Annotated in this window: 13 protein-coding genes and 1 tRNA gene; 11 read left to right on the plus strand and 3 right to left on the minus strand. The window is 69.3% G+C overall.

Translation table 11 applies throughout. The features are described from left to right. The first annotated feature begins 25 nt into the window (after positions 1 to 25). From WEB29_00155 to WEB29_00205, 11 genes are all read left to right on the plus strand, one after another. Positions 26 to 2,383 carry a DUF87 domain-containing protein gene (locus tag WEB29_00155; protein MEX2135355.1) on the plus strand — a complete coding sequence of 786 codons (2,358 nt, stop codon included), beginning with the start codon at positions 26 to 28 and terminating at the stop codon, positions 2,381 to 2,383. A 124-nt stretch (positions 2,384 to 2,507) separates the two neighbouring features. Next, positions 2,508 to 3,428: a replication-relaxation family protein gene (locus WEB29_00160; protein ID MEX2135356.1), complete on the plus strand. Its 921-nt coding sequence runs from the start codon at positions 2,508 to 2,510 to the stop codon at positions 3,426 to 3,428. Positions 3,429 to 4,280: 852 nt separating this feature from the next. Continuing rightward, positions 4,281 to 4,517, plus strand: coding sequence for a MoaD/ThiS family protein (locus WEB29_00165; protein ID MEX2135357.1), 237 nt, complete (start codon positions 4,281 to 4,283; stop codon positions 4,515 to 4,517). An 88-nt stretch (positions 4,518 to 4,605) separates the two neighbouring features. After that, positions 4,606 to 5,385, plus strand: coding sequence for a hypothetical protein (locus WEB29_00170; protein MEX2135358.1), 780 nt, complete (start codon positions 4,606 to 4,608; stop codon positions 5,383 to 5,385). Then, entirely contained in the window at positions 5,369 to 5,632 is a 264-nt protein-coding gene (locus WEB29_00175) for a hypothetical protein (protein MEX2135359.1), read from the plus strand. The genes WEB29_00170 and WEB29_00175 overlap by 17 nt, the downstream gene beginning before the upstream one ends. Then, positions 5,629 to 6,468: a hypothetical protein gene (locus tag WEB29_00180; protein ID MEX2135360.1), complete on the plus strand. Its 840-nt coding sequence runs from the start codon at positions 5,629 to 5,631 to the stop codon at positions 6,466 to 6,468. The genes WEB29_00175 and WEB29_00180 overlap by 4 nt, the downstream gene beginning before the upstream one ends. A 2-nt stretch (positions 6,469 to 6,470) precedes the next feature. Then, positions 6,471 to 7,166 carry a ThiF family adenylyltransferase gene (locus WEB29_00185; protein ID MEX2135361.1) on the plus strand — a complete coding sequence of 232 codons (696 nt, stop codon included), beginning with the start codon at positions 6,471 to 6,473 and terminating at the stop codon, positions 7,164 to 7,166. Between the two features lie 102 nt (positions 7,167 to 7,268). Then, a complete protein-coding gene (locus WEB29_00190) occupies positions 7,269 to 8,546 on the plus strand; it encodes a site-specific DNA-methyltransferase (protein MEX2135362.1) in 1,278 nt (425 codons plus the stop codon). Then, a complete protein-coding gene (locus tag WEB29_00195) occupies positions 8,543 to 9,808 on the plus strand; it encodes an AAA family ATPase (protein MEX2135363.1) in 1,266 nt (421 codons plus the stop codon). Before WEB29_00190 ends, WEB29_00195 begins: the two co-directional genes overlap by 4 nt. Positions 9,809 to 9,823: 15 nt before the next feature. Next, positions 9,824 to 10,045, plus strand: coding sequence for a helix-turn-helix domain-containing protein (locus tag WEB29_00200; protein MEX2135364.1), 222 nt, complete (start codon positions 9,824 to 9,826; stop codon positions 10,043 to 10,045). Positions 10,046 to 10,065: 20 nt separating this feature from the next. Further along, entirely contained in the window at positions 10,066 to 11,268 is a 1,203-nt protein-coding gene (locus tag WEB29_00205) for a site-specific integrase (protein MEX2135365.1), read from the plus strand. 303 nt (positions 11,269 to 11,571) lie between these two features. Here the strand turns inward: WEB29_00205 and WEB29_00210 are convergent. From WEB29_00210 to WEB29_00220, 3 genes are all read right to left on the minus strand, one after another. Next, a tRNA-Glu gene (locus tag WEB29_00210) sits at positions 11,572 to 11,648 on the minus strand. Positions 11,649 to 11,932: 284 nt separating this feature from the next. After that, positions 11,933 to 12,796 (minus strand): alpha/beta fold hydrolase, encoded by an 864-nt coding sequence (locus tag WEB29_00215; GenBank protein ID MEX2135366.1) that lies wholly within the window; start codon positions 12,794 to 12,796, stop codon positions 11,933 to 11,935. A gap of 4 nt (positions 12,797 to 12,800) precedes the next feature. Beyond that, the gene (locus WEB29_00220) at positions 12,801 to 14,111 is read right to left on the minus strand and encodes a DUF1015 domain-containing protein (protein MEX2135367.1); all 1,311 of its coding nucleotides are present in this window, start codon (positions 14,109 to 14,111) and stop codon (positions 12,801 to 12,803) included. Positions 14,112 to 14,220: the final 109 nt, after the last annotated feature.

Here is a 14,220-nt window from a genome sequence, read left to right on the forward strand (position 1 = left end):
ACCCACAGTTCGTGAGGAGTTCGCCGTGGCCATTGAGTTTCCCTTTCCGTTTGAGCTGCTCCTGATCGGCCCGGCGCTGTTCGGCGCCGCGCTGCTGGCTGTCCGCTTCGCGCCGCGCATCGTGACCGCACGTCGACAGGCCGCCTACGAGCGGGTCATCGGCTCCGAACTGCTTCGGCTCGAGGTCGCCGTGCCGACCAACCGTCGCACAGACCCGCACGCGGCAGTCGCATTGATGCGCGTCCTGCACCCGCGCCAGCGTCGCGCCGTCGATGGCTGGCGCGTCGGCTGGCCGCCGTTCGAGCTGCGGGCGCTGTGGCGCGCGGGCCAGATGGTGTGGCAGGTCGAGGCGCCGCGCCAGCTCGCCCACCACCTGCAGGCCGCCCTGCGCGCGCTGTACCAGGGCAGCGAGGTCGAGGTTGTGGCGCGCCGCGACCAGCCGCCGGTGGCGAGCGCGGCGGGCAGCCTGCTGGCTGCCGCGCATTGGCCGCTGGGCGATCCTGCCCAGCCCGGCCATGCCCTTCTGCAGCTGGCCAGCCTGCTCGACGCTGACGCGGCCGACGGCTGCGAGGTGCGCCTGCGGCTGCTGGCCCGACCCATTCCTCCCCAGCGCTGGCAGCGCAGCCTGTACCCCGAGGATCAGGGTGGCCGCTCGTTGGGCAGCATCGTCGGCGAGGCGGTGCTCGACACCATCTTCAACCGGCCCAGCAGCCTCGGCAGCCAGGCGCCGATCGTCCTGTCGGTGGCCGAGCGCGAGGCGCAGACGCGCAAGCGCGCGGCTCAGGTCGGCTTCGAGGTCGGCCTGCTGCTCGAGGTGGCGGGCACCGACCTGGCGAGCGCCAAAGCACTCCTCTGGCGCGTCATCGGCTTCGCCGACGCGATCGGGGACGGCCGACAGGCCATCGTCTGGGCGATCCGCCGGGGTGCGCTGGCTGCGCCGTCCCGCCTCAGCCTCGGCGATTGGGAGCTGGCCAAGCTGTGGCAGCTGCCGGACGCGAGGTTCGACGAGGCCAGCCTGCCGCGACAGCGGCCGATGGCCGCGCCGCCTCCGGCCCAGGTCCTCAACCACGGCAGCGCCATCACCATCGGCGACACGCGGCAGGGGGCCTTGCGCCTGCCGGTCGCCCAGCTGGCCCGTCACCTGGCCATCTTCGGCGCGACGGGATCGGGCAAGAGCACGCTGCTGCTCAACCTGGCGCTGGGCGCCCTGGACACACCCATCGGCGCCACCGTCATCGACCCGCACGGCGACCTGTCGGCCGACATCCTGAGCCGGATCCCAGCGCGCCATGCCAACCGCGTGCACGTCCTGCGGCTGGCCGACCAGGCCCACCCGCGCGCCTTCAACTTCCTGGAGCGCCGCGATCCCGACGAGGCGCAGCTGGTCACCAGCGAATTCGTGGCGCTGTTCGAGGACCTGTGGCCGCGCTTCTGCGGACCCAAGATGCAGCACTACCTGCGCAACGCGCTGCTGACCCTGCTCTCACATCGCGAGCCGCAGACCGTGCTCGAGCTGGTGCGGCTGCTGACCGACGACGACTTTCGGCGGCAGTACTCGGACCGCGTGCGCGACCCGATGTTGGCCAACTTCTGGAGGACCGAGTGGCCCTCGCCCGCCGCGCGGGAGCGCGACAGCTCGATCAAGGCGGTGCTCAACAAGCTGGGCGCGTTCGTGGCCTATCACTCGATCCGGCACGTGGTGGGGCAGGGCGCCAGCACGCTGCGCCCACGCCGCATCATGGATGCTGGCGACCTGCTGCTGGTCGACCTGTCGGGCGTCGGCGGCGACAACGCCTCGCTGTTCGGCGCGATGCTCATCAGCCGCTACTACATCGACGCCGTCGGTCGCCAGGACACGCCGCTCGCGGCGCGCCGCGGGCACCTGCTGATCATCGACGAGGCGCAGCGCTTCGGCACGCGGGCGGTCGACAAGATTAGCGTCGAAGGGCGCAAATTTGGCCTGGCCCTGGCGCTGGCCACGCAGTCGTTCGGCGCTCTCAACGAGCACCTGCGCAACACGCTGCTCACGAATGCCGCCACCCTGGCGCTGCTATCGCCGGGCGCCGACGACGTGCGCGGCCTGGCCAGGCTCTTCGCGCCGCTGCGCGAGGAGGACCTGCTCGGCCTGCCACGCCACGAGCTGGTGCTGCGCATGCCAAGCCCCGACGGCCGACCGGCGGTCTACGGCGGACGGGTCCGCCTGCCGCAGGCCGGCGATGCGCAGCAGGGCGCGGCGCTGAGCGCCGCCAGTGACGCCCGCGACGCCCGACCGCTCGATGACGTGCGCGCCGAGATCCTGCGACGAACCGGTCCGGCCAAGCACCAAGGCCGGCAGCCTCCAGCCGCGCATCGTGATGCGCCACAGCCGGGCGACGCTGAGTGATGGCAGACATCGGCTGGTGCGTCGCACCGTTCGGATTGCCGTTCGGATTGCCGTTCGTTCCGGCGACGATCCGACGAACGGCTGGCGTGCTCAGATCCGGGGCTCTGCAGGCGGGACGTGAGCCATGAGCATGCGCTTCCGCGCGCACCCGCGTGCGTCGCTGCCGGATCCACGCCTGCTCCGAGTCCGCGACCGTGCGATCCTGCGCATCGTCAACCGCAGCAAGGCCGCCACCTCCCGCCACCTGAGCGAGCTGCTGCGCGCCCACCCCCGCAAAATGCAGGAACGCGCGCTGCTGCTGTGGCGAGCAGGCTACCTCGAGCGCACCACCCTGCCGCCAGCACATCGCGGCGGAAGTCCGCTGGCATACCGACTCAGCACCGCCGCCCGCCTGCGCCTCGGATACCGCGACCGGCGCACGGCGGGCACCAACGAACTGCAGCACCGCCTCGACACCACCGCGGCCGTCAGCGCTCTGGCACGTCCCTACCAGGCCAGCCTCTACCCGATGCAGGCCTGGCTCACCGAGTCGATGGCCCGCCGCGAGCTGAGCCATGGCGTGCAGCCCGACAGCGTCGTCGTCCTGCAACACCCCGCTGGCTCGGCGGTCCTGTGCCTGGAGGTCGACGAAGCAACGCAGCACCTGCCCACCATCCGGCACAAGCTGCTCGCCTACCGAGGGGCGCTGAGCCAGCGGCTGGGCTGGCAGGTGCTGTTCGTGGCGCCCTCGCAGGCTCGCGTCGCATGGCTGCGGCGACAGGCGCGCGCGATGGCCGAGTTGCGCGGCTGGGAGCCCGGCTGGGCGGTCGAACTCGCCGACCTCCTACGCCTCGGCCTGGCAGCCCCCGTTCACCCGCTCATCGGTATCGATGACCCGCAATCGGTGGCCAGTCTGCTGACAGATCCAGCGTCGCGAGCCTGTCCGACGCCGGTCGGCAGCCCGCACTGGCTCCACCTCCTCGGGACAGGAGGCGGCGAGGATCTCGACCACGCCCTGCGGGCTCAGCCACAAGCCGAAAGCGTCGCTACTCCCGAGCCACTCTGACGGTCGGCTGCACGATTGCCGGCAGCCGCAGCAGCGCACGAGCCATCGACCGATCGCTGTCCGCCTGCTAAGAGCCGCGCTCGAGCGGTGCCTCCGATGCTCGCTCTGTTCCTGGGCCCGGGATCAACTGTCCACATCACCGTACACCAAAGTTATTGACTTCTGCGGGAACGGAGGTAGAGTCAGGACAGGCGGCTGTCGCCGATCAAGGTTAGGGAACCGTCGACGACGACAGCCGCCGCCAACGCCTCATGTCGAGGCTGGCGGAGTCTCCCGCCACGGACTCCCGCGGCTCACCGCCGCGATCCCACCAGTGCCGGCGCCAGGAGCCTCATCACAGGCTTTCGGCGACAACTCACCTTAACAACCGCATACACGCTGCCATTCGCGCTTCGCCTCGAACGCGCGATCCGCACGCACATCACGGCGCCTCCGCCTCGGTTTCGGGACGGGCCGGCTGACCGATCGGTCCATCTGTGAGGAACGCTCCTTTCGATGTCTCGCTTCGGCTCGACCGGCTCGCTCTCGGCAGAGGGCGGGTGCGTCGGGCCGTCTCGGACATCGGGATGTCTTTCTCGCAGGTGCGATCGGCGACAGCGGGCTCGCTCTGACCTTCGGCGGCGGAAGTCTCCGCGCCCAGAAAGGAGGGATGCCCCTCAGCTGTCTCGATCGAACCGGCGGTGAGCGCCCGCCGGTTGATCGTTCCTCAAGGACGCGCTCCGGGGACCGGGCTCGGCCGCAATGCGTGCGGTGTCAAGCGAACGAGGTGGCATCTGTGCGAACGCACCTCGTTTCAGCTGCCCGGTCCTTTCTTCGTGTTCGCGAAGTAAGCAAAGCACAAGGAGAACCATCGTGCAGACCTACGAGGACACGGCCGTCAAGGTCGTGTACGGCGTCAACGAGCTCAGTCTCGACCTGGGCGGCAAGAGCATCCGCGGCATCTGGAAGATGCTGGAGCAGGTGCTCAACCTGCCGCGCGAGACGACGGTGCGGGTCAACGGCCAGATCGTGGCCGACGACCACATCGTGCGCGCCGGCGACGAGATCGAGTTCCTCAAGCCGGCCGGCGTCAAGGGCCTCGCGGCCTGAGACCCGGCCAAGAGTGCGGGGCAGTCCGAGCGGCACCAGTCGGTGCGTTCGGGCCGCCCCACCTCATCCAAAGAGGAGGAGCTCGAAGATGTCCATGCATTCGCGCAAGTACCTGCGCATCGAGGGCGACCTGGCCACGCTGGTGACCGAGGTGACCGAACGCGAAGTCGCGCTCGACGATCTTCTGTCGCGGCTGGCCGAGCAGCGGTCGGCGATCAGCGGCATGCTGCCCGCCGGCTGCCGCTTCTGGGTGCGCTCTCCCGAGGGGCGGGAGGTGTTCGTGATCGAGCAGCTCCCGATGCGCCGCCAGATCGAGTACCACGCCTCCAATCGCTACGGCAGTGAGCCGGTGACTCACCGGCTCGGCCTGCCGTACGTGGTGTTCGTGGTCTCGACCGTGGGCGACCGCATCGAGGGCCTCGCCACCTTCTTCCGCACCAGCCCTTTGCGCAGCCTCGACGATGCGCTCGAGCACAGCTGCCTGCCCAACACCTCCGACGACGGCATCGTCTGTCTCGGATCGGTGCACGTGGGCGGTGACAGCCTGGCCGAGCGCATCGAGGGGCTGATCGGGGGCTTCTGGGGAAGCCGCTTCAACGCCGACATCCGGCGCCATCCGCTGCCGTTCAGCGGTGGCTTCCGGGCGTGGGCGTCTCGCTCGCGACGGGATCCGATGGCGGGCCTGTCGGCCCAATACGACCGCTACTGGCGCAGCCTGCGCCAGGTGGTGGCCGCGGGGGCCGGCATGTCCCCCGAGGACCTGCCCGGCGCACCGATCGGCGATCAGCCACAGGCGACGGTGGAGACACCGACGCCCAGCCAGGCGCCCCTCCCTGAAGGAGGTGAGCCTGATGCGGCGGCTGCTTGAGACGATGGTCCGCTGCCGGACCGTCGAGTCGACCCGCACGACGGCACTGCTCAGCCCGCGCCGAGCGGTGTACGCCACCGACGGCTCAATCCCCGGCGAACTGGCCAACGCGGCCTTCGCCGTGGCGGCCAAGCTGCTTCGCGACGGAGGCTTCCCCCTCCGCGACGAGCGCCTGGCCGAGCCCAGACGCTTCGCTCAGCTCGAGCGCATCGTCTACTGGCTGCCCGAGCCGGAGGTGGGGTCATGAGCCTCTTTCCGATCATCGCCGCGGACGAGTCCACGGTCGAAGAGGTCAGTCTCCCCGCCTTCGTGGTGGCCCGCGACGGACTCTACCTGCGCAAGCGCAGCCTGCTTGGGCTGAGCCAGGTGCAGGTCGACGAGGTGGCCCACCTGCCACCGGCACGCGAGTACCTCGAGTACGCGTTACCCAAGGTGCCCGCGTCGCTGATGGCCACCGTGGTCGGCTTCTTCCGCGCCATCTGGTCGCGGCAGCGCTCGGAGGCGCTGGCGCTGCTGACCTGGGACGGTGAAGCCTTCGGGCTGATTGTCCCCGAACAGCGCGCCGGATCGGCATCGGTCAAGCACCGGCTCGAGGCGAGCGACGTGCCCAGTGGGGCACACCTGGTCGGCTCGATCCACTCCCACGGCGCGCTGAGCGCCGGGGCCAGCCTGACCGACGAGGCCGATGAGGCCGACTTCGACGGCATCCACGTCGTGGTTGGCGACATCGACCAGCGGCGGCCGAGCTACTCGGCCGCGATCGTGGTCGACGGCCGACGCTTCGGCTGTCGCACCAGCCTCGTCTTCGAGCGGCCACGCCGCTTCACCGAACCTCCGGCCCAGTGGCTGGAGCGCGTGAAGCCGATCGTGACCGCGCCGAAGAAGGCCAAGGCCAACGGCCACGCCAAGTCCGATCGACATTCGACGCCCTCGTGGGCCGAGGCGCCGACCTGGACCTGGCGCGACCGCCACACGCTCGACGGCCTCCTGAGCGAGGCCGTCGGGCTGGCGACGGAACTGGGCGAAAGCCTGGTCTACAGCCTGACGCCGATCGCGGCGCCGGCTGCGAAAGGAGGAACGTGATGATGCCTGAGCGCATCGTCCTCGTCGGACTGGGCGGCATCGGCAGTCAGTTGCTGCCGAGCCTGGTCCGCTACGTGGCCTTCCGGCCCGAACCGCGCCCGATGCTGGTGCTCGTCGACGGCGACGCCTACGAGCCAGCCAACCGGACACGGCAGGTCTTCCCCGACAGCGCCATCGGCGCAAACAAGGCCGAGGCCTTGGCCGAGGTGTATCGGGGCCTGACGGTGCAGGGGATCGCCGACTACCTGACGGAGGCCAACGTCGCGGACATCATCCGCGATGGCGACGCCGTCCTGCTGGCGGTCGACAACCACTGGACCCGCTTCGTGGTCGACCGTCACCTCGCCACGTTGGACGAGGTGACGCTCATCAGCGGTGGCAATGACGAGACGGACGGCAACGTTCAGCTCGTCCGGCGCCGCAACGGTGAGTTCGTCGACGGCAGCCTGGCCGAGATCCACGTCGAGATCGGCCGGGCTACGCCCGAGGAGTTCGCAGCCCGCAACGGCTGCGAGCGACAGGTCGAGGAGCGACCCCAGCTGGTGGTCACCAACCTGATGGTCGCGTCCGCGATGCTCAACTGCCTGTGGGCGGTGCTCGAGCGCGGCAGCGTGTCCTACTCCGAGGTGTACCTCGACGTGGTCACCAACGCGATGAGATCGCGCTCGTGGCTGCGCCAGGCAACACCGGCGGCGTAGGGCGGTTACCTCACACAGGTGAGGACCTGGCCGGGGAGGCGCTATACGGCGCTCCCCGGCCGATCCAACTCAACACAAACCAGACGAGGAACGTTTCACACCGTGTCCGTCAGTCGAGCAACTTCCGGGTCGCGATCGGCGGCCGCATCCCTCGAGGAGCGGCTGTACTACCGCGATGCCCGCCTGCAGCTCTTCAGTGCCGACTGCCGTGAGCTGCTGCCATCGCTGCCTGCCGAGAGCGTCGATGCGGTGGTCACCGATCCGCCCTATCACCTGCTCAACGCATCGCGGCACAGCAGCCTCCGCGCTCGCAATCCGCAGCATCCGTTCCGCTCGGGTGCCGGGCCGCGTGGCTTCATGGGCCAGCGCTGGGACGGCGGCGCCGTCGCTTTCGAACCTGACCTATGGGCCGAGGTTCTACGGGTGGCGAAGCCGGGAGCCCATCTGCTCGCCTTCGGCGGCACCCGCACCTCCCACCGTCTCGCCACCGCCATTGAGGACGCAGGCTGGGAGATCCGCGACTGCCTGGTCTGGGCCTACGCCTCGGGCTTCCCGAAGTCACGCAACCTCGGGGCCGAATGGACCGGCTGGGGTACTGCCCTCAAGCCGGCCTGGGAGCCGATCGTCATGGCCCGCAAGCCGTTGGTCGGCAGCGTGGTGCGCAACGTCAGCGAGCACGGCACTGGGGCGCTGAACATCGACGCCTGCCGGATACCGACCGAAGCGGGAGGACGACCGCATCGCGTCACCGATCCTAAGCCGGAGACGAACGGCGCCGTCTACGCCGGGCGTCGCGCCGTGGGCACCGGATTCGATGGCGGCAGCCGCGCGGACGCGACGACCGCACAGGGTCGCTGGCCCGCCAACCTGATCCTGGGTGACCCGATCTTCGATGGCGGCACGCCGGGAGTGGTCGGTGGTCGCCACGCGACCAGCGGCCTGCTACGCGCCGGGCGCCGACGCGGGTCGGTCGAGGCCGCCAAGGTCTGCTACGGCGTCTTCGGCGGGTACCGCACCACTCGCGACACGTACGGTGATTCGGGCGGCTTCTCGCGCTTCTTCCTGATCCCCAAGGCCAGCCGCAGCGAGCGCGAGGCAGGCCTTCATTCGGTGCATGAGCGCCGATCCCTACGCGCGCATGGGCGCCGAAACCACCATCCGACCGTCAAGCCCGTCGCGCTTCTGCGCCACCTCGTCCGTTTGGTTATGCCGCCGGACGGAATCGTACTCGACCCGTTCGTCGGGAGCGGCACCACCGCGATCGCAGCACAGCTCGAGGGCATGCGGTGCCTCGCCATCGAGATGGAGCCGGAGTATCTGGCGATAGCCGTCGCGAGGCTGCATGCGGCCCGACGCGGTCGGCCACGGGCGGCGCAATGAACACGACAACGCTGGCTCGCCAGCCGAACCCCTTGGCGAATCCGTTCCGACCGGGTAATGGCGTGCCGCCGCCCTACCTAGCCGGACGCGATCAGCTGCTGGCTGCTTTCGAGGACTGGCTCATCGAGCAGCCGCCGCTATATGCCAACTGGGCACTGACCGGACTGCGCGGCACCGGCAAGACGGTGCTCCTAGGCGAGTTCGCGACCCGGGCCGAGCGCGCTGGCTGGCTGACCCTCCAGCGCGAGCTCGGAGACCGCCACCGCGACGACATCCGACTTGCTGAAGCCATCGCAGAGGACTGCGATGTGCTGATCGGACGTGCCGACGCCCTCGCCGCCGTCGGGCAGGCGGTGGAGCGTGGCGCGCGTTGGCTGCGACCCAAGCGGATCGGCGTAGGCGGGGTGAGCATCGACCCGTCGTACACCGACGACGTGCCCGCGGCGGCCGACGTCATGGGCAGCTCCTTCGCGCAGCTCGACTCTCTGCTGAGTCACACCGAACGACCCGGCGCCATCCTGCTGTACGACGAAGCCCATCTGCTTGCCGACGACCGCGGCCGCGAGCGGTACCCGTTGTCGACGCTCCTCGCGGCGCTCGGCGCCGTCCAACGAGCGCATCAGCGGGTGCGGATCATCGTGTGCGGGCTCCCAACCCTGAGCCTCAATCTCAAGCGGGCGCGGACCTATGCCGAGCGCATGTTCCGCCACGTGTCGGTCGGCAACCTCGAGCTCGATGCGGCCGAGGAGGCACTGGCCATCCCGCTGGCCGACACGGGGCGCAGCTTCGGCCTGTCCCTGATCGGTGAGATCTGCGAGCAGACCGCCGGCTACCCCTACTTCCTGCAGTTCTTCGGCGCCTTCGTCTGCAGCCGGCTCGGCGTGGAGCACATCGAACTCGCGGACTTCCAGCGCGTCGAGTCGGCGCTTCTCCACGAGCTGGATCTGGCGTTCTTCGAGGACCGCTTCCTGACCGCCTCGAGCGCCGAGCAGGAGCTTCTGGTCAGGATGGCCGGCCGTTCCGGCGATCGGGTGTCCGCGATGGAGCTGCGCGACCGCGCGCGGGACCTCCCCAACGTCAACGAATTGCTGCGCCGATTGGTCACCCGGGGCCTCCTCTATCGGCCAACGCGCGGCAGCTACAAGTTCGCGCTGCCGCTGTTCGGCAGATACCTTCGCCGCCATCACGAAATCACAAAGATCACAGGCCCTGTGATTTCCGGCCAACGGCCGCGACGGCAAGCAGCTAGACGCAGGCGATGAACGCGAGTGGCCGAGATGCCTAGCGAGGTGAAGCCGATCGCCCTGCGCCTGAGCGAGGTGGCCGCTCTGCTGGGCATCAGCAAGTCGTCGGTCAACCGAATGATCCACTCAGGCGAGCTGCCAAGCGTCCGCGTCGGCAGCACCTGGCGCGTCCTACGCCGCGATTTCGAGGCGTACGTCGAGCGGCTGCACGATGAGGCCGAGGCCAGATACGCACGCTCGAGGCATGCCGGGTGACTGGAGTTATCATCGCCAGCATGGCCAGCTTGCGGCGCGACAAGGGATCGGGAGATCAGCCGCGCTGGATTGCGTCGCAGGACCGCTGGCGTGCCCGCTTCACCCATCCCGACACCGGGAAGCGGGTGGCGGTGTACTCCTTCCTCAAGGGACGGGCCGGAGCCCGGCAGTGCGCCGAGCGGCGCGACGCGGCCCTGGCCGTCGTTGACGACGCGCTTGACGCCGAGCAGGCGGCGCAGACCTTGGCTCAGTTCTTAGAACGCTGGTTGGAGACGGTCGTGCGCCCCCACCTGCGACCCCGCAGCTTCGAGCGCTACGAGGGCATCGTGCGCCGCTATCTCGTGCCAGAACTCGGCGCCGTCAAGCTCGGCCGGCTGCGCACTCGACACATCGCCGATCTGTACGCGTCGATGCGTCTGCCGAGGGCGGTAACTATCACCCACGCCCGGTCAGTCCGCACGGTGGAGCGGGCGATGAGTGCGGCCTCACTACGCTACCTGCACGCGGTCCTGCACGGAGCGCTGTCGCAAGCGGTGGAGTGGCGCATCATCGCCAGCAACCCGGCCGATCGCATCCGACTGCCCGCCAAGACAGGCGCGGTGATGACGCCTCTGGCGCCGGATCAGGTCCCCACTTTCCTCGAGGCGATCCGCGATCATCCGCTGGCGGCCCTGTTCACCCTGGCCATCGCCACCGGCATGCGGCAGGGCGAGATGCTGGGCCTGCAGTGGAGGGATCTGGACCGGAGCCGCCTACACGTTCGGCACACCTTGGTCCGCATGAACGGAGGGTGGTGGCTGGGCGACCCGAAGACGGCGCAGTCGCGGCGAACGATCGAGCTGACCGATCCGACCGTGACGATGCTGCGAGCTCATCGTCGACGTCGGGCCAAGCACTTTCTGCGCCTCGGCCATCGGCTGACCGCCGACGATCTCATCTTCACCGACGATGTCGGCATGCCGCTCCACGGCCGCCATCTAGCCGAACGCCATCTCAGGCCCCTCCTGCGGAAGGCTGGCCTGCCGGAGATCCGGTTCCATGACCTCCGCCACACGTACGCCACCTTGCATCTCGCCGTCGGCACGAACCCCAAGCTGGTGGCCGAGGTGCTGGGTCACAAGGATGTGGGCATCACTCTTGATCGATACTCCCACAGCCAGCCTGCGATGCAACGCGAGGCCGCCGAGCGGCTCGATGCACTCCTGGGGAGGAGCTCAGGCTAGACGTCGCTCTCCTCAGGTCGGACGCCCGCTCTTATGGCACCGGCTGGTCGTCCCGTCGTGGGGCCTGAGCCGCATCTGCGTCCAAAAATGGGCCATTGCTCCGTATCTCCGATCGACGATTAGAACACCCGTTCACGCCCGAACCGATCGTGAACTCGACCCGTGTCGGCCGCCGTCGGCGGATCGTCAAATTCATAAGGGTGCTTATAAGGGTGCTTCAGAGCCTCATCTGAGTCCATTTAGAACGAGTGTTCTACGGCTCTGAGCGTGAACCAAGCCGAAACGGGGGCGAAACAGGGAGTTTGGTACCGCATACCGGATTCGAACCGGTGATCTCCGCCTTGAGAGGGCGGTGTCCTAGGCCTCTAGACGAATGCGGCACGGGTCTGCGGCGGGACGGGCCGGAGTATAGCAAGCGGCCCTGACCGGGCCCAATCGGCGCCCGTGCGGCGGCATGGGATCCCGATCACCGGGTGGTCATGGGCGACACCTGGCCCATCGGAGCGACTGCCTGACGAGCCGTAGGCGCCACTCGCCAGCCCTGCTGACCACGCAGCACGGCAATGCGACGCTTGATTGGTCGTAGTGACCGCTGGCTAGTCACGCCGCGGGGATTGCTATTGTCCGGCTCAAATCACGCTGAAGTCCGCATGCCCCGAAGCGATCAGCGTGAGCTGGCCGCGGCCTCGGCCAACGCGGCGACCATCACGTGCCGCCTCTCCTCGAGCCAGCCGAGGACCGAGCCCGCCACCTGCGGCCAGCTCCCCGAGCCCATCACCAACCCGAAGTGCGAGGCGCTCGGAAAGTACTCGTAGGTGGCGCTCAGCAGGTCGGCGGTGCGCCGAGCCTCCGAGGGGTGGATGACGTCGTCCATGCCGGCTCCGATCACCAGGGTGGGGGCCGTGATCCGTTCCGTCTCGACCGGGACGCCCAGCATCCGCTCCCGTCGTGCGCTGCCCGACTCACGGGCGCCGGCCAGCATCTCCTGCATCTTCTCCAGCTCATCGTCGTTCATGTCCGGCATCGCGTCACGCAGCTTGTCCCAGGGCTGGATCCAGCCCCACCAGGTTGCGTCGTAGACATCGGGGACCAGCTTCAGCTCGTGCTCGACCGGGCGTCGCGGCAGCGCCGCCGCCGGCGGCGACGGGGCCAGCAGGACGAGTCCCAGGACGCGGTTGTGCTCTGCGTACAGCATGGCCGCCAGGGCGCCGATCCCCCAGCCGATCACGATCGGCGGCCGACCGAGCTGCCGGACCGCCACGCCGATATCGGTCGCGTAGTCGCGCATGCGCGTCTCGGCGAGATCGGCCAGGTCGGAGGTGTAATGGCCGCGCAGGTTCATGGCGTGGGCCTCCCATCCGCGCTCGGCGAAGTACGCGCCGAAGCTCGACCACAGCCACGAGCCGGTCAGGGCGCCGTGCACGAGGAGCAGCGGCGGCTTGCGGCTGCGCCGCTCGGGCTGCTGGGTCTCGACGTAGATCCCCTCCGGGTCGATGTAGACCTCGTCGCGCTTGATGGCCTGGACCACGCTGCTACTCGCCCTCCAGTGGGTAGAAGACCAAGCCGGTCAGAAGCTTGGGATAGAAGTACGTCGATTTCTGGGGCATCACGTCGCCGGCGCTGGCCACCGCGGCAAGCTGCTCGAGTCGAGTGGGACGAACCAGGATCGCGGCCTTCGCCTCGCCGCTCGCCACGGCGCGGATCGCGTCAGCCGCGCTCCTAGTGTAGGCCAGCGCGTCGCCGGTGGCGACAGAGACCGCATCGATCCCCAGCCAGTCGTCGAAGATCGTCGCCTGCAGGATGGCGAGGTCCAGCCGGCGAACCTCCGCACCCATCGGCTCGCGGCGCATCCGCACGGCGGCCGCCTCGGCGTCCCCGACGAGCAGGAATCCCTCGTCGCCGGGCAGCACCAGCCCGAAGGCTGGCTGCTCGGCGCTCTCCAGCAATGCGAGCCGCCCCACGAGCTCATCGGGAGCTACCGGAGTCGCCTGCCAGATCGGCCCCGGATCGCGGACCAGCGAGCGCAGCGCCTCGTCATCTGCCTGACGGATGAGCCGATGGGTGGCCTGGATCTCCAGCTCCTCGCGCTGCGCGTTGACGAGCACCAGCATGATCCAGTCCGCGGCCAGCGAGCCGGGCCCGGCATCGGCCCAGTTTGGGTCGTGCCGGACCGCCGCCTGGTATGCCAGCGCCGTCTCGTAGCGATGGTGCCCATCAGCAATGAAGAGCTGCTGGCGCGACAGGTGCTCCAGCAGGCGCTCGTCCGGCTCGACCGCCGCCAGCGTATGCAGCAGCCCGTCGCCGTCCCGCGCAAGCCATTCATCGGTCCAGGGCAGGCCCATGAGATGGTCGTGGTGGACCGAGCCGTCGAAGTAGATGGCCAGAATCGGCGAGAGCTGGGTGCGGGTGGCGTGCAGCAGCGCCAGGCGATCCGCCTTGGGGCCGGCAAGCGTGTGCTCGTGCGCCCGCACCCCGGCTCCGAAGGACTCGAGCAGGAGCCTGGCCACCACCCCCTGGACCACCGGCTCGTCCGGGGCCGCCGGCCGAGCGTAGCGGTAGTAATAGGCCGATGGCTGGGCACGCCGCTCGAGCGTGCCGTCCGCTTGCCACGCCCTCAGGGCAGCAGCCGCAGCGGCGTGTGGGTCTTGCTCCGCGGACAGCTCCAGCCGCACCGCGTTGCGCTCGCTGCGCTCCAGCAGCTCGGCCTGCTGCGCCGGCGTGATGACGTCATATGGCGGGCAGACCACCTCCGTCAGGTCGGCGATCCGCATCCCCGGCGCCGATGGCACGGCATAGCGGTCCAGCGCGTAGCCGAGCCCGCGGAACGGGCGGAGAGTGGGCATCTGGGGAGTGTACCGATGCCGCGGCTACACTCCCTGCCAGCCCGCGGCTGAAACTGCCGGGCTCCGCGCTGCGTCTACGGTCCAGACCATTCAACCGCACCGCTCGCGA

The organism is Chloroflexota bacterium, assembly GCA_040902225.1.
Taxonomy (GTDB): Bacteria; Chloroflexota; Limnocylindria; order QHBO01; family QHBO01; genus CF-167.

Excerpts from the sequence above, each read along its gene's own strand:
- WEB29_00175 (MEX2135359.1), top strand. The coding sequence starts at position 5,369 with ATGCGGCGGCTGCTTGAGACGATGGTCCGCTGCCGGACCGTCGAGTCG.
- WEB29_00185 (MEX2135361.1), top strand. The coding sequence starts at position 6,471 with ATGCCTGAGCGCATCGTCCTCGTCGGACTGGGCGGCATCGGCAGTCAG.
- WEB29_00160 (MEX2135356.1), top strand. The coding sequence starts at position 2,508 with ATGAGCATGCGCTTCCGCGCGCACCCGCGTGCGTCGCTGCCGGATCCA.
- WEB29_00220 (MEX2135367.1), bottom strand. The coding sequence starts at position 14,111 with ATGCCCACTCTCCGCCCGTTCCGCGGGCTCGGCTACGCGCTGGACCGC.
- WEB29_00200 (MEX2135364.1), top strand. The coding sequence starts at position 9,824 with ATGCCTAGCGAGGTGAAGCCGATCGCCCTGCGCCTGAGCGAGGTGGCC.
- WEB29_00205 (MEX2135365.1), top strand. The coding sequence starts at position 10,066 with ATGGCCAGCTTGCGGCGCGACAAGGGATCGGGAGATCAGCCGCGCTGG.
- WEB29_00195 (MEX2135363.1), top strand. The coding sequence starts at position 8,543 with ATGAACACGACAACGCTGGCTCGCCAGCCGAACCCCTTGGCGAATCCG.
- WEB29_00170 (MEX2135358.1), top strand. The coding sequence starts at position 4,606 with ATGTCCATGCATTCGCGCAAGTACCTGCGCATCGAGGGCGACCTGGCC.
- WEB29_00180 (MEX2135360.1), top strand. The coding sequence starts at position 5,629 with ATGAGCCTCTTTCCGATCATCGCCGCGGACGAGTCCACGGTCGAAGAG.